Origin of the sequence: Prevotella scopos JCM 17725, assembly GCF_018127785.1 — a bacterium.
In the GTDB taxonomy this organism is placed as follows: Bacteria; Bacteroidota; Bacteroidia; order Bacteroidales; family Bacteroidaceae; genus Prevotella; species Prevotella scopos.
The window spans coordinates 503,781-530,366 of sequence record NZ_CP072390.1 but is presented as its reverse complement, the minus strand read 5'-3'; the positions used below and the strand labels follow the sequence as shown (position 1 = coordinate 530,366).

Below are 26,586 nucleotides of genomic sequence, written 5' to 3'. Positions count from 1 at the left end.
AAGGAGAAATTCGCTATGAGCAATGGATTGTTACTTTGGGTAGATGATGAGATTGAGTTGCTAAAGGCACACATTATCTTCCTTGAGAAAAAAGGATACGAAGTGGTAACGGTTAGCAATGGTGCAGATGCCATCGACCAATGCCAAACACAAACATTCGACCTCGTTCTTTTGGATGAACAGATGCCAGGATTATCTGGCTTAGAGACATTACAACGTATTAAGGAGATTCAACCAGCCACACCGATTGTTATGGTAACGAAGAGTGAGGAGGAAGATATTATGAATCAGGCTATCGGTGCAAAGATTGCCGATTACCTTATTAAGCCTGTTAATCCTAATCAGATTCTCCTTACTTTGAAGAAGAATATCCACCAAAAGGAGATTGTCACTGAAGTGACACAAAGTGGTTACCAACAGAACTATCAACAGATTGCAATGCAGATAGCCGACTGTCGCACTTTCAATGATTGGAAGGAAGCCTATCGTAAACTAGTACACTGGGAACTGGAACTAAGCAGTGCAGATAGCAATATGACTGAGATGCTAAAGATGCAGAAGGAAGAAGCCAACAATGGTTTTGCTAAATACATTGCGAAGAATTATCTGAACTGGGTAGCACCACAAGACAACAAGATAAACAATAGCTTCTCAAAACTGGCTGGACAAAACAAGAAGCAGCAGACTAACAACGACGAGGATCGCCCAATGCTTAGCACGGATATCTTCAAAAACAAAGTATTCCCACTCATCGACAAAGGTGAAAAGGTTTTTCTTATCGTTATTGACAACTTCCGACTTGATCAGTGGCGAATCCTCTCAAAAGAGATTGGTGACATGTTTGATATTGAAGAAGACCTCTACATGAGTATTCTGCCGACTGCCACACAATATGCTCGCAACGCTATCTTTAGCGGTCTAATGCCAAAGCAAATAGCAACGATGTTTCCAGAACTATGGGTAGATGAAGACGAGGAAGAAGGTAAAAACCTCAACGAAGAACCGCTCATACAAACCCAGATTGAGCGTTATCGTCGTCATGACAAGTTCTCTTATTATAAGATTAACGACTCCGTTGGCGCTGATAAGTTCATGCAACAATATAATAATCTCTCACAGAACGACCTCAATGTCCTGGTTGTTAACTTCATCGACATGCTTTCTCATGCACGTACCGAGATGAGAATGATTCGCGAGTTAGCTAGTAACGAGAGTGCATATCGATCTATCACACTCAGTTGGTTCCAGCACAGCGTTCTCGCAGATATCTTTAAAGAGTTAGCACAGTCAGACTATAAGGTCATCCTTACGACTGACCATGGTTCTATCCGTACTACCAATCCTGTGAAGATTATCGGTGACCGAAACACGAACACTAATCTACGCTATAAGTTAGGAAAGAACCTCAACTACGATGCACGGCAGGTGTTCGCAATTAAAAATCCGCATCTGGCACAATTGCCTGCACCAAATCTTAGCACAAGCTATGTCTTTGCTACTGGAGATTCGTTCTTCGCCTATCCAAATAATTATAACTACTACGTCTCTTACTATAAAGATACTTTCCAGCATGGAGGTATATCTATGGAGGAGATGATTGTTCCGATAGTGACACTCAGTCCGAGAAAGAGGTAAAAGAAAACCCCTCAAGCTCACAAAGGAGACTTGAGCCCCCAAAAAACACTGAAGAAGACACTGCAGAAGAGTTTCTTTATAAGGAAAAGAAGAAATAACAAAACAAGTTTTGGTTGATAAAGAAGTGTTCGAACATGGCTGTCTATAAAGTTTTCTATGACTTATAAGAGTCTATAAAAAATCGAACAAATCACAACCACCGACACATAAATCAAAATAAAAAGAAGACAATATGGAAATTGCAATCAAAAGCCTCGAAACCATCCACGAGGCAGCCAAAGAGTTCGTTAAGGGGATGGGTGATGGAAAGGTATTCGCTTTCTACGGAAAGATGGGTGCTGGAAAGACTACTTTCATCAAAGCGCTTTGTGAGGTCTTAGGAGTGGAAGATGTTATCACCTCTCCGACCTTCGCCATCATTAATGAATATACTGACGGTAATGGAAACCCAATCTATCATTTCGACTTCTACCGTATCAAGAAATTGGAAGAGGTATATGACATGGGATATGAAGACTACTTCTATAGCGGCAACCTCTGTCTGCTTGAATGGCCAGAGTTGATTGAAGACATCCTTCCTGAGAATGTTATCAAGGTTACCATTGATGAGCAACCTGATGGTACTCGTAAACTAAGTTGCTAACGGAAAAGAGTGGTAGCTACGCCCGCATGTACAGATGCGAGATATTTCTTCATACGTTACAACTTTGGAATAAAAAGAGTTCTCAAAGAAGGAAGAAATTATCACCTAAAACGCAAGATTAGTTGAAGTTTAAGTTGCTGTCATTTTTAACATTTCACGCATCTCACTGAGACATAGAGCGTTAATCGACTATCAAAATAACAGGAATGACAGGAAATTAAGTTTATGGATTACTCGGTAAAATGAAATCAACTCATTGATGAAGACCTTTTCCAATCTTTTTCTTGTATATGATTGATGGGAGTTATCTCGTGAGTTTAGAACTTTGTAAAAAGGGCAGATTTAGTTACTCTAATTCAATTATGATTGAGTATCCATATAAGAGAAAAAACAAAAATATAGGACAAATCAAGTGGATTTGTCCTATATTTTTATATCTTATCTAACGTTCATCTTTATTATGATTCGGTGTCTTCAACCTCTGTGAAGTCAACATACTCGCCCTCACTATCTGGAATAATCTGTTTATGACGTTCTTTCATTGAGCGATTATCAATAATCGTATTCTCATTGGAGCTTGGTTCTTGATATTGATTACCATTAGGATTAAACTGACGACGTGCACGTGTTATCTGCTTATAGAATACGTAAACCACCCATAAAATAAGTGCTAAAAACACTATAAAGATGAAGAATGCAAACTTTAGAATAAAAGCGATAATTGACATAGCTTTGAATTAAACTCCTTACTTCTGTGTAGGAGATTGTTTTACGATAGCTGATAGTATCACATACCAAGCAATGATAATCGCAAATGATGAGATACCAAAGATAAGAATCAGCGGAATACAGGTTGACAGGAAGACGTACTTCACCTCATTACCCTTAAAGCCCCAATGCTTGAATTTTAATGCAAACATAGGAATCTCTGACACAAGCAGCCATGAACTAATTAGGACACCTGCAAGAATAAAGAATAAAGCCCATGAATGATTTTCCAACTTATCTCCTAAGCCAACGAGTAGTGAGCCCCAGAAGAGCGCATTGGCTGGTGTCGGCAATCCTATAAAACCTAAAGCCTGTCGTTCATCAAGATTAAACTTGGCAAGGCGCAATGCTGAAAAAGCTGCCATGACGAAGGCTACATAAGGTAAATAGTCGCGCAAAGGCTCAAGGAATGTGGGATAAGCCATCACGTGTAGTTGTGAAAAGATAATCGTTGAAGGGGCCAAACCGAATGTTATCACATCTGCCAAAGAGTCTAACTCCTTACCGATAGGTGAACTCACATGCAGTAAGCGCGCCACCATTCCATCAAAGAAATCAAAAACAGCACCAATAATTATCAACAATAACGCCATCTCTATGTTACCTCCAAAGGCAAAGCCCGTGGCTATACTACCAGAGATTAAGTTACAACAAGTAATGCTGTTAGGAATATGCTTCTTCATCTTTATTTGTTATTTGGCTTCAGTTTTGCAATAACCGTTTGGTCACCCATTGTTGCCTGTCCCATTTTCACACATACCTCCGAGCCTACTGGCAGGAAGATATCAACACGACTACCTAACTTAATGAAACCAAGATGCTCATCAATATAACAATCCTCACCAGGCTTAGCATAGGTTACGATACGACGTGCCATAGCACCCGCAATCTGTCGGCAGAGTACATCAGTGCCATCAGGAGTTGTGATGATAGTGTCAGCATGCTCATTCTCCTCACTTGCCTTAGGAAGCCAAGCTTTATGAAAGTTACCATCGAAGTGTTGAACCGACTTTACGACTCCATCAACTGGGAACCAATTAGCATGCACATTCCATAAACTCATAAAGATGGAGATCATCAATCTGCGATCGTGGAAATATTCGTTTTCATCAACTTCTTCTATCACTACAATATGTCCATCAGCAGGTGCTACAACGATGCCTTCTGTATCTTCACTTCCAAAATAGCGAATAGGACACCGATAAAAGTTAAGAACTATACAATATATAGTACCGAACACTACTGCAAAAATCCAAAATGGTATCTTAGATGGAACTGCAAACCAAAGAATCAAGGCGATAAGAACAAGACTTATAGCTCCATAGAGCAATGTATTTGTTCCCTCGTGATGGATTCTAATCTTTTTGAGTTTCTTTTTTATTTTCCCCATGGTCGATAAACGACGTATTTGTTTTGTTGCAAAGGTACTTCTTTTTTGTCATTTCCACAAATTTTCACTCTCAATCTTTTGCCATATCGGCTTTTCATAGTAACTTTACAGCTCAAAAACGCATAAGTTCAATGGAAGATTACGTACATTTACACGTCCACACAAATTATTCTATTCTCGATGGTCAGTCAAAGGTAACACGCCTTGTTGACAAGGCTATTGCAGACGGAATGAAGGGTATGGCGATAACTGACCATGGTGTAATGTTTGGCATAAAAGAGTTTGCTGATTATTGTGCTAAGGTCAATAAAGGTAGGAAAGAGAAGGGCGAAGAACCTTTCAAACCTATCTTTGGTTGCGAAATGTATGTAGCCCGTCGCACAATGCATGATAAGGACAAGAGCATGCATGATAATTCAGGCTACCACCTTATCGTATTGGCAAAGAACTATACAGGATACAAGAATCTTATTAAACTTGTATCTAATGCGTGGGTAGATGGTTATTACTATCGTCCCCGTACAGACCGTGAGCAGCTTGAGAAGTATCATGAAGGACTGATTGTGTGTACAGCTTGTATTGCAGGTGAAGTTCCTAACAAGATTATTCATGATGATATCGAGGGGGCAAGAGAAGCTTGCGAATGGTATCATCGTGTCTTTGGAGATGATTTCTACCTTGAGTTGCAACGTCATGAAGTAAAAGACCCAAGTCTGATGGCCAACCGTGAGGCTTATCCTCTACAGCAGAAAGCCAACAAAGTGCTCATGGAGTTTGCACAGGAGTATGGTATAAAGATAGTATGTACCAATGACTGTCACTTTGAAGATAAGGAAACAGCCGAGGCACATGACCACCTGCTCTGTCTTTCAACGAATGAAGATTTGGATGACCCAAAGCGTATGCGCTACTCAAAACAAGAGTGGTTCAAAACACGTGCAGAGATGAATGAGATTTTCTCAGACATCCCAGAAGCAATGACAAATACGCTGGAGATTCTTGATAAGGTAGAGACCTACAATATTAATCATGGTCCTATCATGCCTTTCTTCCCTATTCCAGAAGACTTTGGAACAGAAGAAGAATGGAAAAAGAAGTTCAGCGAAGAAGATATATACAAGGAGTTTACAACGGACGAGAACGGAAATAATCCGCTATCACCTGAAGAAGGACAAGCCGTTATCGACCGTTTAGGTGGCTATGAGAAGATATATCGTATTAAGTTTGAAGCTGATTACCTTGCAAAGTTAGCCTATGATGGTGCTAAAAAGCTGTATGGCGAACCACTATCTGATGAGGTTGACAGCCGCATCCGCTTTGAGTTGCATGTCATGAAAACGATGGGTTTTCCTGGTTACTTCCTTATAGTACAAGACTTTATCAATGCGGCAAGAGAAGAATTAGGCGTAATAGTGGGTCCTGGTCGTGGCTCGGCGGCAGGCTCTGTTGTGGCTTATTGCCTTGGTATCACGCTGATTGACCCATTGAAGTACGACCTACTTTTTGAGCGTTTCCTCAACCCTGACCGTGTCAACCTCCCCGATATTGATACCGACTTTGATGATGATGGACGTGGACGAGTGTTGCAGTGGGTCATGGATAAGTATGGACACGAAAACTGTGCACATATTATTACCTACTCTACGATGGCTACAAAGAACTCCATTAAGGACGTTGCCCGCGTAGAGAAACTACCATTAGATGTCTCTAATGCCCTTTGTAAGGCGATTCCTGAACGATTACCTGATGGCATGAAGATGAACTTAACGAATGCCATCAAGTGCACTCCAGAGTTGCAGAACGCAGAGGTCAGTGAAGACATAAGGGAGCGCAATACTATTAAATACGCTAAGATGCTGGAGGGAACAGTGCGCGGAACGGGTATCCATGCCTGTGGATTCATTATCTGTCGTAACCCTATTGATGAATGGGTACCTATCTCTACGGCAACAGACCCAGACTTCCCAGAGAAGAAGGTACCTGTAACTCAGTATGATGGTCACGTGATCGAATCTACTGGTCTTATCAAAATGGACTTCCTAGGACTGAAAACTCTCTCCGAGTTAAAGGAGGCTTGCAAGGTTGTTAAGCAGACAACTGGTGACGTGATTGACCTTGAGAAGATTCCTATTGATGACGAATTGACCTACCAACTCTATCAACGTGGACAGACCGTTGGTACTTTCCAGTTTGAGTCGGCAGGTATGCAGAAGTACCTCCGGGAGCTTCATCCAACTGTGTTTGAAGACCTTATCGCCATGAATGCGCTCTATCGTCCAGGTCCAATGGACTATATCCCAGACTTTATCAAGCGTAAGCATGACCCATCTTTGGTGAAGTACGACATCCCATGTATGGAGAAGTACCTCAAAGACACATACGGTATCACAGTCTATCAGGAGCAAGTAATGCTCTTGAGTCGCCAGTTGGCGAACTTTACACGTGGTGAGAGTGATGCCCTTCGTAAGGCGATGGGTAAGAAGATGAAGGCTATCGTTGACAAGATGAAGCCTAAGTTCATTAAGCAAGGACAAGAGAACGGACACGACCCACAAGTTCTTGAGAAGATATGGAGCGACTGGGAGAAGTTTGCCAGCTATGCTTTCAATAAGTCACATGCCACTTGCTACTCATGGGTAGCTTATCAGACAGCCTACATGAAGGCGCATTATCCAGCCGAATATATGGCTGCGTTGATGACACGTCGCTTCAGTCAGATTACCGAAATCACAAAGTTGATGGAGGAATGTAAGGCATTGAAGATTGCAACCCTTGGTCCTGATGTCAACGAGAGTCAGATTGGCTTTGGTGTGAATAAGCATGGTGAGATTCGCTTCGGACTCTCTGCTATCAAGGGAATGGGGGCAAGTGCGGCTGATAGTATTGTACGTGAACGCACGGAGAATGGTCCTTATAAGGATATATATGACTTTGCTGAGCGTGTCGACCTCAGTAATGTAAACCGCAAAGCATTTGAAAGTTTAGCTTATAGTGGTGGTTTCGACAGCTTCGGTTTACAGCGAGAACAATACTTTGCAGTCACTGCAAAGGGTGATTTGTTCTTAGATACTATTGTCCGTTATGGGCAGCTTTTCCAAGCTGAAAAGGCACAACAACAGAACTCCCTCTTCGGAGGCATGGATGCTATTGATGTAGTACATCCTATCGCACCAAAGGCAGAGAAGTGGCCAGTCATTGAGAAATTAAACAAGGAGCGTGAACTTGTTGGTATCTATCTGTCAGCCCACCCACTCGATGAATACAGTGTTGTACTGAACAACATGTGTAACACTCGTTGCTCTATGATAGGTCGCAATGCGAATATGACAGAATTGGCAAAAGCTGACGAAGTGACATTTGGCGGTATTGTCACATCTGTAAACGAACGCTTCTCACAAAAGACAGGAAAGCCTTTTGGCTTTGTCACGATAGAAGACTTTGAAGGAACGGGCGAATTAGCATTGTTTGGTGACGACTGGGCACGATGGAACAACCTCCTGAAGATGAACTACACCGTCTATATAACAGCTAAGTGTCAGCCTCGTTACCGCAATAATCCTGACATGTTAGAGCTAAAGGTGCAGAAGATTGAGCAACTCTATGACGTGAAACAAAATCGTTTGGAACGCTTTACCATCTCTATGGACGCAACAGCATTAGACGATGCCTTCGTTTCAGAATTAGCAACCGTCATCGAGGAACACATCGGCAACACACAACTTTACATACAGTTGCGAACACCTGACAACACAGTTCTTATGCTAAGGAGTAAGAATGGTGGCGTTAACGTCGACCGTACGCTGATAGACTTTATCTCGTCGAATGAGAAGATGGAGTTCCATATCAACTAAATCGAAAGTGGCACAATCTTTGATGATGAGTAAATAGATAGAAAAGACAATATTAATAAACTTATAAACAGAATAAAAATGGAAGTAGTAATTACTAACGAGAATTTAGAGACTTACAAGAATGGTGAGTTACCATTGGTAGTTGATTTGTGGGCAACATGGTGTGGCCCTTGCAAGATGATTGGTCCTATCATCTCTGAACTTGCTGAAGAGTACGACGGTAAGATTGTTGTAGGCAAGTGTGATGTTGAGGAGAATGATGACGTAGCCATTGATTTCGGTGTACGTAATATCCCAACTATCCTCTTCTTTAAGGGTGGTCAGTTGGTAGACAAGTTTGTTGGCGCAGCTTCAAAGGACGTTCTCAAAGAGAAGTTCGACGCTCTGCTCTAAGCTAAACACTTATAAATATAAAGCCATATCAGTAATCCTTTGATTGGATTCTGGTATGGCTTTTTTTGTACATAAAGTCTTATCTCTAAACCACCTCACAACTAAAAAAGGCACATCAAACTGAAAGTTTTTCCTTTTTTTTTATTAGTAATCATATAATTTTATACCTTTGCCATAGAAACCTATCGCTTTTTAAAAGCGCAACTGAGTTTGAACCTTTCGTATCACTTAACTTCATTAGTTATGGAAAAACTATTGCTTATCCTCCTTCTGTTCTGCACTGGAATTCGAGCTAATGCACAATCCGTATCAGGAAAGGTGCTTGATGAAAACAAGAAGCCTATCCCCTACGCAAATGTCATTATTCTTTCAGTCAAGGATTCTACCTTCATTGTTGGCACAACAACCGCTGATGATGGTAGTTTTAACTTCAAGGAGGTTACATTAGGTAATGTCCTTAAAGCCTCCTTTGTAGGTTATGAACCCTTCACTACGGTTCTTTCCAACCAAGACAACCTTACTATCGTTCTGAAAGAAGATGCAAAAATGATGAAAGAGGTAGTTGTCAAAGGCAATGCTCCCCTACACAAGATGACAACAGAGGGTATACAAACGAACATCGAGAACACCATTCTGAGCAAGCTCGGCACTTGTGAGGATGTGCTTGCACATGTTCCGGGACTGACAAAGAAGAAAGATGGCTACGAAGTATTTGGTAGAGGTACACCTATCATCTATATCAACGGTCGTCAGATGCGTGATGCGACAGAGCTTGAACGCCTAAAGTCAAGCGATATCAAGAGCGTTGAGGTGATAAGCAATCCCGGAAGCAGATATAATGCAGCAGTAAGAGCAGTCGTAAAGATACGCACGAAGAAGGCTGTAGGCGACGGCTTTGGCTTCGATGTACGCTCCGCCTACTACCAGTCGGAGAATGTAGACCTCTCAGAACAGCTTAACTGGAAATACCGCCATAACCGTTTAGAACTCTTTGGTGGGCATGGCTATTCACTTGACAATGGTCACTATCCCAGCAAAACAAATACAATTGTTCAGACAGACACCCTCTGGCAGCAGGATTTCACGATAGAAGCCACCGAAAAGAGTTCTATTTTCAAAAATACAGTAGGAGCAGACTATCAGCTAAATGATAGTAATTCTTTTGGTATCAAATACATGCTTAACTTCCACCACGACTCCCCTCTACCTCTTACACTTAGTAGTGATATAACGGCAAACGGGACTTTCTACGACCATCTTAACACCTTTGCAATGCGCAAGCTATCCCATCGTCCTTCCCAATTCATTAATCTTTACTATGTTGGAAAGATAGGAAAGATGGATATAGACTTCAATGCGGATTATCTTTATAACAAGCAAAATGACCATACAACCTATCGAGAAGAAAGTCGTAACAAGGTTAGTCGCACCGTAACTTCCGACAATCAAGAGCGTAATAGGCTCATTGCTTCCAAGCTAACCTTAGGCTATCCCATTTTAGGAGGTAATCTGTCAGTGGGTGCAGAATATACCTATACGAACCGCAATGACGCATATAGCAATCCGGAAAACTATATTCCAAGTTCATCCGCACAGCTAAAGGAGTCGAATATAGCTCCTTTCATGGAATACAAACACCAGCTATCAATCTGCCAGTTGACAGCAGGTCTACGCTGGGAGGCGGTACGCTTCAACTATTATGAGAACGGACAGCACATTGCTAATCAAAGTCGTTCGTTCAGCAACCTATTCCCAAGCATCTCTGCAGCTACACAGATAGGCGGCCTACAGATGCAATTAAGCTATGCTGCGAGAACACGTCGCCCTTCTTACCGACAGTTAAGTAATAACGTTACATACGGCAACCGTTTCTTGATGCAGTCGGGTAATCCACGGCTTCAGCACGAATACATCCACACCATAAGCTTAGGAGCAATGTGGAAGTTCATCCAGTTTGGCATTTCTTACAATGACCGTCGCCACGCCATTGTCTACTGGAGCGAACAAGACAGTCATAACTCAGCCATCACACGCCTTACCTACACGAATCTTCCAAGTATCAAGACGATATCTACTCAGTTGGCTTTTTCGCCAACAATAGGCATCTGGACACCTGAGTTCACGGCATTAATGAAGAAGCAATGGCTCACATTACATACAAGTACGAAGACGTATAAACTGAACAAGCCTATCTGGCAATTCAGCTTCAACAACAACTTTGACTTTGGAAAAGGTTGGTTGTTGTCAATGGAGTCATACTACATCAAGAGCGGTGATGCTGAAATTGGCTCCGTTGTACGAAACTCAGGAAACGTCGACATCAGCCTTACCAAATCCTTCCTAAAGGACAGACTCGCACTTCGCATTGGTGGTACAGACTTATTCCATACCCAAAAAGAAGGAGGAATTAGTTACACAGAGTCAATGGAGACACAACAGATTAGTACATACGACAGCCGTCAGTTTGTTCTAACTGTTACCTATAAGTTCAACACTTCACGCAGTAAATATAAGGGAACAGGTGCTGGACAGGCTGAAAAGAGCAGATTATAGATTGCGTAAAAGCCAATAGTTCAACAATTTACCAAGCATATAACCCACTATAAAAGATAAGCCCTTCGCAAATACAAAGCTATTTACGAAGGGCTTATTTATGGTTCAAACCAAATTATTCACATGAAAAGAAATAATTATTTTCACGACAAGAAATATTTTTCTTCATGAAAAAAAAAATATTTTCATGAAAATAATTCGATGACAAGGCTTTGAAAGTCAACAAAAAGCTTATTATACCATGTATTCAGACTGAATAAAACAAGATATAAAACCATTTACAAGTCTTTATAACAACTTGTATGAGTAAGAGGAATTAGATTGACTTATAAAAAGTAGATTTCTTACTAAACCTCCCTTCGCTCAGTGCCTTCGTATGCCATTTCATCAACACCAAACATCCATCGCTCCAAATACTTGAGGACCAATTATTCTTCCATGGTCAAATGGGCGAAGATACATCAATTAAAAAACTTGGCTTATGTGACAAAAGTGTGCTTATTTTAGCGTCGTTTTCTCTTATGTGACAAAAATGTGCTTAAAATCTCCCATTCCCCTTTTATTTCTTAGGAGAATGGGACTTTATAAAGTCTTGGATGAAGATCTTTCTTCTTTCCATACTGATCCCCTTGTGTAGGTTCAATTTTGTCTTTAAATCTGCATTGAGTGATTCAATGGCATTGTTTGTATTTGGCATCTTCAATTCAGGGTAATCATAGTATGTCCACAATGACGACATATTCCTTTTAAGGCTCAAAAAAGCACTACGTAGAGCTTTATGAGTATAATGTGATTTTCCATCTTCTGTTGTTGTCCGTTCCTTAAGAAAATCCTCCCACTTGGTGTACCATTCCTTTAAAGCCCCAATAAAGGACTCCTTGTCCGTATGACATAACATCTTGGATAATTCAAGCAGTTCTTTTGAAGCCTCAAGCTTGGGTCTTGAAGTTAGTTTTGTCTTTATAGTCATTACTTGATGGAACTGGCATAATTGGAATTTATAATTGGGAAAAGCTTGCCTAAGTCCCTTAAAACCATCGCATACAAGCCCTTGAATGGTATACCCAAGTGACTCCAAGTAGCTTATGCCCTCCTTATAGTCTTCAAGACGTTCATGCCTATTGATAAACTTAAACCAAAGTACATCACCAGACAATGAATCCTTCATGATAACGACACCAAAATTACGTCCCCAATAGGTGGCATCCATTAAAACCACTACAGGGCGAACAAGAAGGTTGGGAAGTTCTTCTTTATAAGATTTGGTGAGTTTTCTATAAATTGTCCTGGTTGAAACTCCGTACTCCTCTGATAGATCTTTGACTGTTAGATTACCCTTGGAATAACGATTATTGACAATGGTATTGGTAAGGCGATTATGTCCAACAAAGCTCCTCTTACAGCACTTACAATACCAGCGTTGACTACCATTAAGATGACCACGTTTTATAGTCGATTTTGAGCCACAATAAAAGCAGATTTTTTGCCATAAAAATATAAATAAAACAAAGATAATGATTATTAGATAGTTACAAGGATTTTAAGCACATTTTTGTCATATAGGCCAAAAACTTTCTTCACCTTTTACCTACTAAGTTCAATTAATCGAAGGCCGTCATCTTCGGTTTTAAACGACTCAAAAAAAAGAGGGTATATCCAAGACACTAACGTCTAAGATATACCCTCTGAAATGTATGTTAACACGGAAGATTAATCATTCATATAACGCTGAACACGTGCATACATCAACTCATATTGAGATTTGATAGTTGTGTCCTTCGTTGTCTTAATGCGTTCCTCAAGAAGTTTCTGAAGCTTCTGTGCATAGTGGAATACATATTCGGCAGTGCGGTCGATGGTCTCAGTCCACATCGTCTCTGGTTCACCATAACCAACACCAAAGCCAAGGAAAGCCACATCCTGCTTGTCATCACGCAAGCTGCGCACCTTACCAACCTGTTTAACCTCTACAATGTTAGCCTTCAGACGTTCAACATAGAGTTGCTGCATGGCGATATCATCATCGTCGAGATTCTCATCACCAGCGATTGTCTTAGCCCAAACATTATTATACGTGTCTTCGCAATACTCCAATGGAGAATAAGAAGTAGAGTCAGCATAATAGCTCAATGCTAAACGTGCAGTTGCTGAAAGAGCCATTTCCTGAATTCCACCTGCCAATGTTTTGTAAGGATGAGAGTTAATCTGAGGTAGACGATTCTCAATACTCTCAACACCACGCTTACCAAACTTGCGTGCTTCCTGTAACAACCACATTGCAGCAGCACGCTGTTTCTCCTTAGGCATCACCTCATAACGAGGAATACCAGAAGACTCTGTGGTCTGATTCAGCTTGATACCACCAATGACAGCATAGACATTACGAGCATAACCGTAAGCTTGAGAAACCATTTGACGATAGAGCTTAGCCTTACGAGTACCATCAGTACCGTCTGGAATCCACTCATCAAAATGACTGAGGATATACTCAAGGTTCTTAAGACCGTATGTACTTGACTTCACTGCATCGTCACCGAGATCCTCCTCAATGGCGGTTGGGTCATAACGATAACGTGACTGCTGAAGTACGTAACGATACATTGGGTCATTATCATGAGACTCAACAAGTGCCATCAATGGCTTTACATCATCTCTGAAACTCTTTGAATTAGGGAAGACACGATAGCCCCATTCGATAGCATATTTATCATAGACACCCAACTCAGGAGGAGTCAGTGACACGCCCTTATCTGTTGGCTGTGCAACATAATTGAAACGAGCATAGTCCATGATAGATGCTGTCGTACCATACTTCTGTGTGAAGCTTGCTGAACGGAGCGAATCAGTTGGGATTGCAGCCGATGAAGCCATGTTGTGCATCAGTCCGAGTGTATGTCCTACCTCGTGAGTCACAATATACTCCAATGTTGGAAGCAAAATGCTATCAGGCATATCCAATGTTCGTGCAGCAGGATCAAGCTGTGATGTCTGAATAAATCGCCAGCTATTGATGACATTCACAACATCATTATACACCAATACGGTCGCTGTGATAATCTCACCTGTACGTGGATCAACCCATGATGGACCCATTGCATTCTCTGTAGCAGTAGGCAGATAACGAATGCAAGAATACTGGAAGTTATCAGGATCGAAGTTTGGATCATTGGTTGGGAAGTCCACAGCCTGCATCACATTCTTGAAACCGATACGCTCGAAAGCCTTATTCCATCTAAGAACAGCATTCCGCATCGCTGGCTTCCACTTTTCAGGGAACGCATTATCGATATAGAACACAATAGGTTTTACAGGCTCGCTGAGCTGACCAGCAAAGTAAGCTGCAGGATCTTTAGGTTCTAAACGCCAACGATTGATAAAGCTTGCATGGTCGATAAGACTGTCATTGACGATAGACTTCGGTGTAAGGAAGTAGCCAAGACGAGTATCACTTAGACGAGGAGTCATCTTATCCTCTGGTAGGAGAGCCAAAGTAAACTGTACACCAATAGAAACTGGATGATTACTAATAGCAACATTACCACTATTACCAGTCATGTTGGTAACATAGTTGCGCTCCATCGAGATACAAGCATTGTTTGCAAACGACTTCAAAGAAGTTACCTTAATCCACTCTGGCTTTAAGTCAGCATCCACACGATATGGACCAGCTATCTTTGCAATCACAGGGAAGTACTTGCTCTCTCTCAAGAAGAAAGAAGAAACATCAAAGAGAATACCTCCAGTCTTCTTGTTTCTTGCCTTGATAGGGAAGCTATAGAAGTCAAGGTTACGATAGTTCGTAGCCTGTGCCTGCTTCGCATTACCTGCTGGTAGGGCATCAAGTAATTCAGAGTTGATAGCCTGCATTACGATAGAGCTATCCTTCTCTACAAAGCGTACGTGTGAAACAGAACCAGCACGAGTACCAACCTCAGCAAACTGTGGGCTTGATACAGATGAAATTGTTGCACCAATAAGCATGTCACGCCCAATAGAAGAAGGTGGCAACTCCATGAGGAGTTTCTCACCTGTTCTATAGAACGAAACGAATGGTCCCTTTGCAGAGTCCGTCTTCTCTTCGGTTAGAATACGCTCATAGGCATCTTTCTTCACCACAGAAGTAGTGGTTGTAGCCTTCTTTTTCTTCTTTTTAAAGAAAGGGAAAGCCTGTGCTGATAGTGAAAGGCTCAAGAAGCCCACTGCTAATAGGGTTACATGAACCGATTTCATTGATAAAAATGAAGTCTTTCTCATTTCTTCACCTCCATTGTCTTATTGATTTTGAAGAGCATCATCTCATAGTGTGTACGCGCTTCAAGTGGCAAGTTTGCCTTCAAACATTTCTCCAAAGCTGTTCTCAACTTCAAAAGACAGTTGTAGAAGTAAAGCTCTGAATTGTCTGCGAGTGTGATATCAACTGTTGGAGCAAGATTCTGAGATGGGTCACCAAAGCCTGGAGTAGCACCAAGATCATCACCCTTCAAAGCCATGCTGGAACCAGAACCACCACCAGAACCACCGTTTCCAGTAGCCTTAGAAACAACACTCTGTGCCTGACTCATGAATGCACGCTGCAAAACACGCTCGCCCTGAGATGGTGCGCGCATCTCAGCAACACTCTTAAAGAGGGTGTTATAGATATCATCAAAGTACTCTTTCTGTGTGTAACTGTTTGGATTCAAGTAAGAAGTGATAGCTACACGCATACGTGCTGCCATCAAATCGTAACCCATAAACTCCAAACTCTGGTCATAATAGCTTACTGACAAGTAGCCCTTACGCTCGAAGTCACGGTTAGCATACTTCTTGAAGTTCATAGCTTCCTGCAAACACCACAAGAGTGAACGACGCTGAAGTTCCTTAGAAACAACCTGATACTGTGGTACTCCTGCTGAAATCTTCATATTGTTGAGGTACATTCCACCAACATTACTCAACACCTGCTTGAACAAAGCGTAACGATTCTGTGATATCTGCAGGTACAACTGATCCTTGATACGAGTATCTTCATCGTTCTTAATCCACTTAGAGAGATTGTTTTCAACGATTGTATAGTTCTTATTTGCAAGGTTTGCACTTGCAATCATATCGTTACCAAGTGCTCCTGCAGCAAGACGTGGGTCCCACTTAGCATTGCGCTCAGCATAATAACGAAGACGTGGGTTGGTCACTTTCTTGTCAACAAACGCCTCAAGTGTATTCTTCTCATCATTGATAGAAACATTATCAGTATCAAAGTAACGATAGTTCCAATCAATTGTAAAGTAGTCATACATGCCAAGTCCTGTTGGAGCAAGACGTACACCATTGTCTGTTGGCTGTGCAACATAATTGTAATGAACGTCATCCATAACAGAAGGAGCAAGTCCCATGGTATTCGTGAAACGTGCATTACGCAATGAATCAGTAGAATAAGTAGCTGAAGCACCAAGGTTATCCAAGAGTCCTAACATACTACCCGTTTCCTTTGTAACCAACATCTTCAAGCCTTCAGCAAACTTAGCAGCTGACAAACGGTTGCTACGTACTGATGGGTCAACAGCACCAGTCTCAATTAAACGCCACTTATGTAACAACTTCTCGACATCAGAATAGATGAACATAGAAGCAGCCATGATCTCACCTGTATTAGGATTGACATGGATATCACTCTTTGGAGCTGATGAAGAACCACTTGGTATATAGCGAATACAAGAATATTGAATGTTATCTGGGTCAAAATCACCTTGCTTCTGAGGGAAGTCAACAACTTCAATAGCATTCTTAAAGCCTATCTTTTCAAAAGCCTTATTCCACTCAAGAACACCTTCACGGATAGGTTGTTTCCATGCCTCAGGGAAGGTATTATCCAAATAGAAACGGATTGGATTAACAGGCTGAGCCAACTTACCCTTTGCATAAGCCTTCTTATCCTTTGGTACAAGATTCCAACGATGAGAGTAGAAGATACGCTTCGTACTTGCACCTTCCTTTGGTATTCCCAAACGAACTGAGTAGTTAACACCGATACGTGAGTCCATAATACGTGGACGCATTGCAGACTCTGGCACAAGTGCTACGCTATAACTAACACCAACAGTTGTAGGACGTTCACCTCCGATAGGCATAGACATCAGAGAAGTAGACACACCATAAGTGAAGTCATTATTAACAATAATGTTTGTATCAAAACTCTTTATACCACGAATGAACGATAGTTCAGGCTTTGGAGTAGCCTTGATACTATAGTTACCATTCTTTGTTGGCATAACCGATATGAGGTTAGTTGGTTTACCTAACAAAGAAGTTACATCAAAGACAACTGCAGAGCTGTCGTTGTTATAAGCCATAATGTTAAAGCCCTGCCAAATACCATCACGATAATTCAGCGACAATGCATTATCAAGGTCTGCTGAATTAGCATTCTCCTTGAAAAGAACATTGTTAGGAGTCTTCATCACTACAGAGCTATCCTGTATGTCAAAATAGAACAAAACAGGATTAGAACTTGTTGAACCAACAGTAACTGTAGATGCATCAGTTGTCGAGTTTACTACTCCACCAAGCATCATCTGCTTCTTCAACAAAGTACGTGGCAACTCAAAGTAAATCTTGTTATCAAGCTTATGAACAGTAATAAACTTACTACGTGCCGTCTCAGTCTTTTTATCTTTGAAGAGACGGTCATACTTTGTCTCCTTCTTCGGTTTAGACTTAGACTTGTCATCATCAGCTTTTGCAATAGTACTTTGCGATACAAGGAGGAGCAGTAATGCCCCTCCAAGTAAAGAGTTCTTAAATGAGAAATTCATTCTTATCATTTGTATGTTATTTATTTCTGAATAATGCCTTCACAATACGTCCCGTAATGTGCTGTTTTGACCAACGTAGAGCATTTGTCTGCGTGTCATAACAGTATAGACTACCTGGCATAGATGCCGATGTATCATTGGTTGCAACATAGATGAGATTATCATCATCTGAGAACACCATATCTACAATCTTCTCAGAACTGCTACCTACAGTGAACAGTGCTGCAGTCGGGAAGTTGCTATTGGCAAGTACGTTATGTGCATAGACAGCATTGCCATTAGTGTAATAAACAATGTTCTTGCTACGAGCCGAGCGTACTACAGACCTATTAGCGATACCAGAGGTAGAAGGCATTGCAACACGATAAAGTACGTTGGCTGCAATTCTCTTATCTGCTGTTGAAGAGTAATAGCCTGGGAAGATATACGTAAAGTAGAATGTTCCCGTACTTGCCTGATTGGTAATCAGTGCAAGGTTACGCTGTTTGTTAACACTACCCATACCTACTAACGTATCACCAGTAAAGGTTCCCTTCAAGATTTCTGCAGAAACAGATGTATTCTCAATAGCCATTGCCAACAGAGAACCATGTGCATTGTCAAAGTAAGCATCGCCATGTGCATAGAAGAGGTCGTCTCTCCACCATGGAGTCATGCGGTTTGCAAATGTAACTGAACCACCTGTAGAACTTGTGAAACGTGAAGTCTGTGAAATCAAGTTGGTTGTGTTCAGACCCAATGAATACAAGTTATTCTTAGTGATAGCCATTGCCTTTGGTGCACCTGGATCAGAGTTTGCCTCCACCTGTATCACCTTCTCGCCGACAGGAGTCTGGAAAAGTGACAACATTTCATAACCATCAAGCTGGTAAAGTGTTGATGGATTACCTGCTGCAATAATCAGAACATTGTTTGCCTGACCACCAATAGTCTTGTTCCATGCCATTGAGCAAGGTGTACCAAAGTTAATGTTAGGATTGTTAGGAGCCAACACATCAAGGTGGAAACTCTTGTTTACATCCTCTGTAGGTACATATGAAAGGATTGACTTACTATTATTTTCAGCCAAGAGATAAACACCCTTTGTATAAGCATACTCAACGTTCACATTGAACTCATAGATCTGAATATTCTGACCATTGCTCAAACGAAGACGTCCAGTGTAGCTTCCTGAATTCTGAATAGGATAAACAAGTGCAGAATCACTTGAGACCAACTTATGATTTATCTCCCATTCGTAGGTGAGTTTCTGCTTTCCATTGCTTTGCAACACCGCTGGGTTGATTTTCAAAGTATCACCCTGATTAAGTGTATAACTGCTATTCAGAGGTGTCTGCAGACTGATTACAGACACACCATCGCCTCCTTCTGTTGAATCATCCTTGATACAAGAAGTGAAGGTAAGGGCTGTTGCAGCTAAGATAAATAAATATTTCTTTACCATAATTCGTCAATTATTTTAATCGTTATATCAATGAACGTGCTTATTCTGGGTTGGCTGCAAAGTAAGCCTTCAACTTCTGAATATTTCTATAAAGCTGTGTCCAACTTCTTGTATTACGTATTGCCTTCTCAATCTCACTTGCATCTGAGTTATACAAAGACAGTAGATAACGATACTTAGCTGGTGTATAAGCAGGAAGACCCATTGCTTGCAGCGTAGGATTGTCCCACCAATATGGCTTTTCAAGCACATTATCAAAAGTAATCGTTCTCTTTAGTGCATTAGGGAAACGGACACCAAGGTCGTCAGATGCTTCCAAACGCAGAACAAGACGAATATTTTCATTCTTAGTATCACTAAGATTCTGACGCAAAAGAACTACACGAAAACTTGATGCAAGACTATCGGCTGGAATTACTTGATCACTATTGATTGCCTCAAAGTGTACTCCTGCTTTGGCAGAACTACTTGGGTCAACAACTACCTTATAATGTTGAGCCTGTGACTTTCTCACTCCTGCAAGTTTAACTTTTACAGTAACCGTGTCTGACATCACGCTCGTAGGCTGTGTTCCGAACGAATAGTTATATAATGTGTCAGAAGCATTATTGAGGTCGAAATAAACCTGGTTTGCTCCTTCGAAAGTACCATCCTTTGAGTATTCACCTTTGTACTCATCGTTTGAACACGCTGCCAACGACAATGCAATGACACCGATAGCGAAGAAGTTTGTGATTGATTTATACATAATCATTTGTTTTTTAGTGTTGTCCGATAAACAAATTCCATGTAGCTTAGCCTTTTCTTCCTTATTATATAGGACTGTGACAACTTCGCTTTCCCATGTTTTGCTGATGTGCTAAGGACCCGCACATGTGGTGCGGAGGCTCAGCACGCATGGTGCGGAGGGCTAACACCAATGGTGCTGCATATTAGTTAGCCCATCAAAGAACTTATACTACTTACGTATTATCGGATTACAATATTTGTTTTTATGTTTATATCTCTTCTTTTATACTGTCAAGTCAGTGATTTAGCTATGCTAAACGCTTCTTACAAGTAGCCTTGCTCACCTCGTTTAGCAGTGCTAAACCATGCTAACTCTTTGATATGAACTATTCGTTATGTATCGCCTGGTCACCATACTCATTCTCTCTATCTGGCCAAGGGAGATTGAAGATGGCATCAGAAGGCTGATACGTGTCGATATTTCTGAAGTCAGTGAAACTACGGTTATAGTGCTTCAACGCATAGAAGGTTTGTCCCATACCAGGGAACTCACGCATACGCTCACGCATCATCTCCTGCTCGAAGAGTGTACGCGTAGCTACCTTAGCCGCATCTACATCACCCAATCCCCTACTCTTTCTTACCTGATTGAGCAGATTGATTGCCTCTGTCTGATTTGTATCATAAAGACTTTCGCTCAAAATATAATACATCTCCGGCAGACTAATTAATACAAATCCTTTCAATACACCTCTTGTAGCCTCAGCATCATTCTGAATCAAACGGATAAAGCTGAAAGATGAGGTTGAACCTGACGTATTCTCTCTAAAGAAAGAGGTGAAACGAAGGTCAGAGCTAAGTGCTGTAAAGAGATCAGTCTCATAGAGACTACGTGTATCACGACGACCCTCAACAAAAGAGCCGTAACCTGTAGAGCGCAGGAACGCTGTACGAATTGCCATTGAACGGTCGGCAGCATAAACACCGAAAATCATCTCCTTACTTGCAGGGAAACGCATCACAGAGTCAAGTGAAGTACTTGTATTCAACTTAAAGTTCTGTGTAGCATTGATAACTTCACGAGCATACTTTGCTGCTTCTGTATATTTACCCATAGCATAATAGACACGAGCTTTGGTAGCCTTTACTGCATACTTATTGAAAAGTATCACACGTCCCTTACTATAATCACGTACGAAAGTATTATCGTAAGTAACATCATTGTCATCTGTCAACAATGAGTCAGCCTGATTCAAGTCCTTAAGAATAAGGTCGAACGTTGCCTGCAAGGTGTAACGAGGGCGGTTCTTCAAATTGAACTCTGTTGCGTATGGCAGACCAAGAGTGCTTGCATCACTGCGTGTATAGTCTGTACAGTAGAGGCGAGCGAGGTCGAAATGCATAAAGCCACGCAGACCCAAGGCTTCACCATGAATCATCTTACGCTCTTGTGCACCTGTACTAATATCATTAATGTGCCTCAACACATTGTTGACATTAGAGATATTGTTATACATATTGCTCCAAACAGCATCCACGATGTTGCGTGCTTGCTGGTTAGTATATTGGTAGCGGTTCAGATAATAACTAACATCTTGCGTGTTGTCATAACCGAACTGCTGACCTAACTCATCCACCATACCCCATGAAAGGTTACTACCATAGAGATTGGATGAAGCTAACTTACCGTAGATACCAAACATAGCATCCTCATAACCAGTAAGGTCAGTGAACATCTCGTCATCTGTAAGCTGTCCTTTTGACTGCACATCCAAGAAGTCGCTACATGATGTAAGCAAAGCAAACACCATGGATAGTCCTATATATTTTGTTATCTTCTTCATTGTTATCCTAATTTAGTTTTAGAGTGAGAATCGTAATGAGAATTCAAAGCTTCTGTCGTATGGGTAGTTCAGACCACGCTCTCTCTTCGCTGTTGACAGGTAGAAGAGGTCATTGGTAAGAAGTTCCAAGAACATACGCTTCAGTCCATACTTCTGGATAAAGGTTGTAGGAACCTCATAAGAGAGCGAAAGACTGCTCATACGCAGGAAGTTGTTCTTCTCAACGAAACGTGATGTCTGATATGGAGTAGTTGTATCGTCGATACGCTTATACTTTGCTACAGTTCCAGGCGTCTTCCATCTGTCATTCAATACACGCTCATCAGCATTGTACTTAGGGTTAGCTCCCTCTACCTTTGTTGCCAAAGTCTCATTATAGACTGAACCTCCGAAAGAGTACAAGAACGAACAACTCAACGCAAATCGCTTATAAGTAAGGTATGAAGTGATAGAACCCGTACCTAAAGGATTCGTATCTCCGAAGATTACCTTATCATTTGAGTCATAAACGAAAGTATATGTACCATCACGCTTAATGAATATTTCCTGACCTGTTACTGGGTCAATACCAGCAGAAGGAACAACCTTCAAGGCTGTCAAAGACTGACCTTCTTCATAGATAGGAAGTGGTGCAACACCATTATCGGCCTTGTTCTTCTCGTTTTGTTCACGCAGAGAATTACTGATCTTCTTAATCTTATTCTTGTTATAAGCGTAGGTAAGACCAAGTGACCACTGCCAATCCTTATTTTGAATTGGGAAGGTACGCAGACGAAGTTCAAAACCTGAGTTCTGTACCTCACCAATGTTCTCACGTGAAGTTGTCACACCTACTGATGGAGCCTTGGTAATATCCAAGAGCAGATTATCAGTATTCTTGATATAATAATCAGCCGAGAGATCTACACGACCACGGAAAGCAGTGAAGTCAACACCGATGTTAGTGCTCAACGTACGCTCCCATTTCAAGTCTGGGTTACCAATTGTAATTGGCGTAGCACCAGTACCCTTACCATAGAAGTAAGAACTGTTATAGCTATAGGTAGTTAATGCCTGATATGGGTTAAAGTTGATATTACCTAAGTAACCAACACTGGCACGAAGCTTCAAAAGCGAAACTGGTGAGCCCTTCATAAACTTCTCGTTATGAATATTCCATCCACCACCGACACTCCAGAATGGAGCAAAGCGCTGATTCTTACCGAAACGAGATGAACCCTCATAACGATAGATAAGGTCGAGGAAGTACTTGTTATCCCAAATTGTATTGGCATTAACAAAGAAACCTACACCTCTTGTCTGCGTATCAGAACCACTTGGACGCGTTGCAGCGTATGCTGTAGCGAAAGATGGGTGTCCGAGCTTATCAGAATAGAAACCTATTGAAGTATAAGTAGCTGCATCTGATGACGTTGACTCTATACTTCCACCTCCCATTGCAGTAAGGAAGAGCTTCTTAAAGAAGTAGTTATTGTATGATAACATTGCTTTACCCTGCAATGTTGTGGTATTTACCCAGTTATCTGACAATGAACCACGCTGATCAGCAGACTTATTACGAATCTCACTGTAAGCAAAAGGAGATGTGAAAGAACGTCTATCCTGCTTGCTACGATCAACCGTAAAGTCCCCATCCAAACGTATCTTCTCACCAAACCACAACTGAATATTGGTCGTATTGAGGAAGTCAAAGTTATTTGTCTTACTATAACTACCCAGCGAAGCATCATACAATGGGTTCGCCAAGTCATGATAGAGTGAAGAACGCAACACTCCATCAGTATTGTATGGATTCTCATAAGGATTCATCTTCACCCAATCTGAAAAATCACCATATGGTGACACGTTGCTCGTTACAGATGAGAGTGTCGAACTGTTTGACACGAAGAACTTACCTGCAATATTGTAAGAGAGGCGGAAATTGGTTGAAAGACGAGTACGATCAGAACCCTTCATAACACCAGCATCCTTACCATAACGAATACCGAGGTTATACTTTGCACGGTCATCACCACCATCAACGCTCAAACTGTGTGACTGAGAGATGGCATTACGCAGTGGCTTAGACAGCCAGTCAGTTTCTACACCTCTCTGAATATCATTATATATACGTGCATAATCTTTGTCCAGTGTGTATTGTGTTGAAGGACTTGTATCTGTAAACAAACCAGCAAGACGCTCATACTCCAATTTTTGACGTGCGTTCAGCAAGTTATAATCGGAGAGGTCAGGTGTTGACAAACGAACTGTTCCGCTATAGTTCAACTTCAACTTACCACCCTTCAAGGTCTTTGTTGTAATAACAATAACACCAGCAGAGGCCTTTGCACCATAAAGAGCAGATGCAGAAGCATCCTTCAATACGGTAACTGTCTCGATATCATTCATGTCCATATCGGCAACATACTCAGCAGAAACCTGCGCACCATCTACAACATAGACAGGTGTATTCGCTTGTCCTTCGAAGGTTGCACGACCGCGGATATTGAGTTCTGCCACCTTATTAGGGTCAGAACCTTTGAGGTTATCATCAGCAATGACCATACCAGGAACGAAACTTGCAATACTCTGCAAAACATTCTTCGTACCGACGTTCATCAATTGGTCACGACTTACAGCCACCTGAGAACCCGTAAACGAGTTCTTGTTCTTGGTCTGATAACCCGTCACAACCACTTCCTGCATCTCCTTAGAGTCTTCATGCAGCGTGATATTAGCTGTTGCACCATTCTTTACAGTCTTTGTAACAGTTTTATAACCAATATATGATACATTCATGTGCACCTCTTTAAGGTCAGTCTGAATTTCATATTCACCATTAATATCGGTCACATATCCACCATTCACGCCATCCACACGGATGACAGCTCCGATGATAGGGTCACCATTATTATCAGTAACCTGACCACGAACGCCACCCTTGCGCTGTGCTATTTCTTTCTTTGCAAGTGTCAAGGTATTGCCCTCGACGGTATAAGAGAGTGGGAACTGGTTTGCCAAGTTCAGTAACAAACTTGATACTGACTGATCACGCACATCAAGAGTAACACCCTTAAGTGCCTTCACACCTTCATCAGCAAACTTTACATTCAATCCTGTCTGCTTTGCAACCTCATTGGCGAAATCCTCTATGGTAGCATCGCGCATTGAGAGAGTCACTTTTGCACCATTCAACTCTTGTGCCGAGATGGGGAGACTTAATGGACCAAAGCATAAAAGGTTCAAAAAGAGAACACAAACTATGCGTCGGAGGAATTTTATCTTCTGCATCGTTATTTAAATTTATGATTTTTGTTACTTGAAATTACAATCTTTTGAAACTCGAAAACGCTCGTTTTATTAATTGTTCAGAGAAAAGATTTCTTTAAAATGATTAATACTATTGAGAAATTTACCTTCACAGGTAGAAAACTTCTATTAAATACTCGCTGCAAAAGTACGAAAAAAAATAAAAAAACCAAGTGTTTTTATTATTAAAAATAAAGGAAAACCTCCTTTATTATTGTTTTTTGATAGTCAAACAGGCACTTTAGTAGCATTCCCGCTACTATCTCATCATTGTTATTTACGCCCTCTTGGCAGCTGTAAAACCGAATATATCTAACGCCCATTTATCTACATTTCCACACCCTAAAAGCGTTCGCAACCAAACAAAAAAAAGTTTGCGAACGCTTTCCTGATTTGTTCGCAAACTCCTTTTCTTTTATCTTTGCTTAACTGTCGCCCTCTCCCTTAGGCTGGCAAAGACTCCTCGCTGCCCCCTGTTTTAGGTGCAGGCTTAGCACCGAGGTGAGTTTCCTTCACCGTCTCATACGAGTTATCACGCAGCGCAGCTTTCAGCTCTACACCCGGCGTAAACGTTACACGTGGCTTGATTGTCTCGGTCTTAAAAGCCTTTTCCGTTGCAGCTCCCTCGCTTGACAGTGTCAGGCGCATCGTGCCAAACTCTCCCAGTTGCACGCTAAAGCCATCACGGAGATAATGAGGCAGACAGTCCATAAAGTTCGCCAGCACGTTCTCAATGTCACCACGGGTCAACGAAGAACGCCCCGCAATGTCGCGCGCAACATCTCGCAAGGTCTTCTTTCCCACGTTCACAGGACTTGCATAAAACTTACCCGGTCCAGTCTTTGTACCCGGCTTTCTTCTTTCAATCAATTTGATTTTCATTGTGTTTAAAATTTTATTAGTTATTATTTACTTATGCTGCACTTTGCAGCAACACGTTTTTCATTTGTTTCGTTTTATTCACCCAGTTTGATTAGCTTAATCAAAGCGTGTTTATTCACTATTCAAAAGAAACAGAAACCTCCGCAAAGCTTAGAAAATCCGCACGATGCGGAGGTCTAAAATCAATAATAGGTCAGAGTAAAATTTCTAACGGGTCGGAAGAAAATTTCTAACACGTTAGAAATTTCTCGCTAACACGTTCCCCGCAAATTTCTAACACGTTAGAAATTTCCTTGCAACCTGTTAGAATTTCTCTTATCTCTTCTCTATATCCCATTAGGCTCCCTCCCCCTTCGGGGAGGGTCGGGGTGGGCT

The 26,586-nt window shown here is 41.4% G+C and carries 16 protein-coding genes; 5 read left to right on the top strand and 11 right to left on the bottom strand.

Translation table 11 applies throughout. From position 1 onward, the window contains the following. Positions 1-15 precede the first annotated feature (15 nt). A complete protein-coding gene (gene porX / locus J4856_RS07560; protein ID WP_025837358.1) occupies positions 16-1,635 on the top strand; it encodes a T9SS response regulator signal transducer PorX in 1,620 nt (539 codons plus the stop codon). 232 nt (positions 1,636-1,867) lie between these two features. Beyond that, positions 1,868-2,278: a tRNA (adenosine(37)-N6)-threonylcarbamoyltransferase complex ATPase subunit type 1 TsaE gene (tsaE, locus tag J4856_RS07555; protein ID WP_025837360.1), complete on the top strand. Its 411-nt coding sequence runs from the start codon at positions 1,868-1,870 to the stop codon at positions 2,276-2,278. A gap of 458 nt (positions 2,279-2,736) precedes the next feature. Here tsaE and J4856_RS07550 read toward each other — a convergent pair whose 3' ends face one another. From J4856_RS07550 to J4856_RS07540, 3 genes are read right to left on the bottom strand one after another with little or no spacing between them, the layout of a single operon-like run. Next, positions 2,737-3,006 carry a DUF4834 family protein gene (locus tag J4856_RS07550; protein ID WP_025837362.1) on the bottom strand — a complete coding sequence of 90 codons (270 nt, stop codon included), beginning with the start codon at positions 3,004-3,006 and terminating at the stop codon, positions 2,737-2,739. A gap of 18 nt (positions 3,007-3,024) precedes the next feature. After that, positions 3,025-3,729: a CDP-diacylglycerol--serine O-phosphatidyltransferase gene (gene pssA, locus J4856_RS07545; RefSeq protein WP_025837364.1), complete on the bottom strand. Its 705-nt coding sequence runs from the start codon at positions 3,727-3,729 to the stop codon at positions 3,025-3,027. A 2-nt stretch (positions 3,730-3,731) separates the two neighbouring features. Next, positions 3,732-4,436, bottom strand: coding sequence for a phosphatidylserine decarboxylase family protein (locus J4856_RS07540; RefSeq protein WP_025837366.1), 705 nt, complete (start codon positions 4,434-4,436; stop codon positions 3,732-3,734). 131 nt (positions 4,437-4,567) lie between these two features. On the opposite strand from J4856_RS07540, the gene dnaE reads away from it, so the two are divergent. From dnaE to J4856_RS07525, 3 genes are all read left to right on the top strand, one after another. Continuing rightward, on the top strand, positions 4,568-8,287 hold the full coding sequence (gene dnaE / locus J4856_RS07535) for a DNA polymerase III subunit alpha (RefSeq protein ID WP_025837369.1): 3,720 nt from the start codon (positions 4,568-4,570) through the stop codon (positions 8,285-8,287). A 78-nt stretch (positions 8,288-8,365) separates the two neighbouring features. Beyond that, entirely contained in the window at positions 8,366-8,680 is a 315-nt protein-coding gene (gene trxA / locus J4856_RS07530) for a thioredoxin (protein ID WP_004360465.1), read from the top strand. A 243-nt stretch (positions 8,681-8,923) separates the two neighbouring features. Beyond that, positions 8,924-11,233 (top strand): outer membrane beta-barrel family protein, encoded by a 2,310-nt coding sequence (locus tag J4856_RS07525; protein ID WP_065367838.1) that lies wholly within the window; start codon positions 8,924-8,926, stop codon positions 11,231-11,233. A 559-nt stretch (positions 11,234-11,792) separates the two neighbouring features. Here the strand turns inward: J4856_RS07525 and J4856_RS07520 are convergent. The 8 genes from J4856_RS07520 to J4856_RS07485 form a co-directional block, all read right to left on the bottom strand. Further along, positions 11,793-12,713: an IS256 family transposase, variant Zn-binding type gene (locus J4856_RS07520; protein WP_428842426.1), complete on the bottom strand. Its 921-nt coding sequence runs from the start codon at positions 12,711-12,713 to the stop codon at positions 11,793-11,795. A 230-nt stretch (positions 12,714-12,943) separates the two neighbouring features. Further along, complete coding sequence (locus J4856_RS07515; protein ID WP_143150338.1) at positions 12,944-15,463, bottom strand: zinc-dependent metalloprotease; 2,520 nt, start codon at positions 15,461-15,463, stop codon at positions 12,944-12,946. A 20-nt stretch (positions 15,464-15,483) separates the two neighbouring features. Continuing rightward, a complete protein-coding gene (locus J4856_RS07510; RefSeq protein WP_044081062.1) occupies positions 15,484-18,033 on the bottom strand; it encodes a zinc-dependent metalloprotease in 2,550 nt (849 codons plus the stop codon). Positions 18,034-18,040: 7 nt separating this feature from the next. Beyond that, the gene (locus J4856_RS07505; RefSeq protein WP_025837994.1) at positions 18,041-19,468 is read right to left on the bottom strand and encodes a PKD-like domain-containing protein; all 1,428 of its coding nucleotides are present in this window, start codon (positions 19,466-19,468) and stop codon (positions 18,041-18,043) included. Positions 19,469-19,508: 40 nt separating this feature from the next. Next, entirely contained in the window at positions 19,509-20,216 is a 708-nt protein-coding gene (locus J4856_RS07500; RefSeq protein WP_025837992.1) for a DUF4843 domain-containing protein, read from the bottom strand. Positions 20,217-20,583: 367 nt separating this feature from the next. Then, the gene (locus J4856_RS07495; RefSeq protein ID WP_025837991.1) at positions 20,584-22,041 is read right to left on the bottom strand and encodes a RagB/SusD family nutrient uptake outer membrane protein; all 1,458 of its coding nucleotides are present in this window, start codon (positions 22,039-22,041) and stop codon (positions 20,584-20,586) included. Between the two features lie 18 nt (positions 22,042-22,059). Further along, positions 22,060-25,311 carry a SusC/RagA family TonB-linked outer membrane protein gene (locus tag J4856_RS07490; protein WP_025837989.1) on the bottom strand — a complete coding sequence of 1,084 codons (3,252 nt, stop codon included), beginning with the start codon at positions 25,309-25,311 and terminating at the stop codon, positions 22,060-22,062. Between the two features lie 462 nt (positions 25,312-25,773). Further along, positions 25,774-26,211, bottom strand: coding sequence for an HU family DNA-binding protein (locus J4856_RS07485; RefSeq protein WP_025837986.1), 438 nt, complete (start codon positions 26,209-26,211; stop codon positions 25,774-25,776). Positions 26,212-26,586 lie beyond the last annotated feature (375 nt).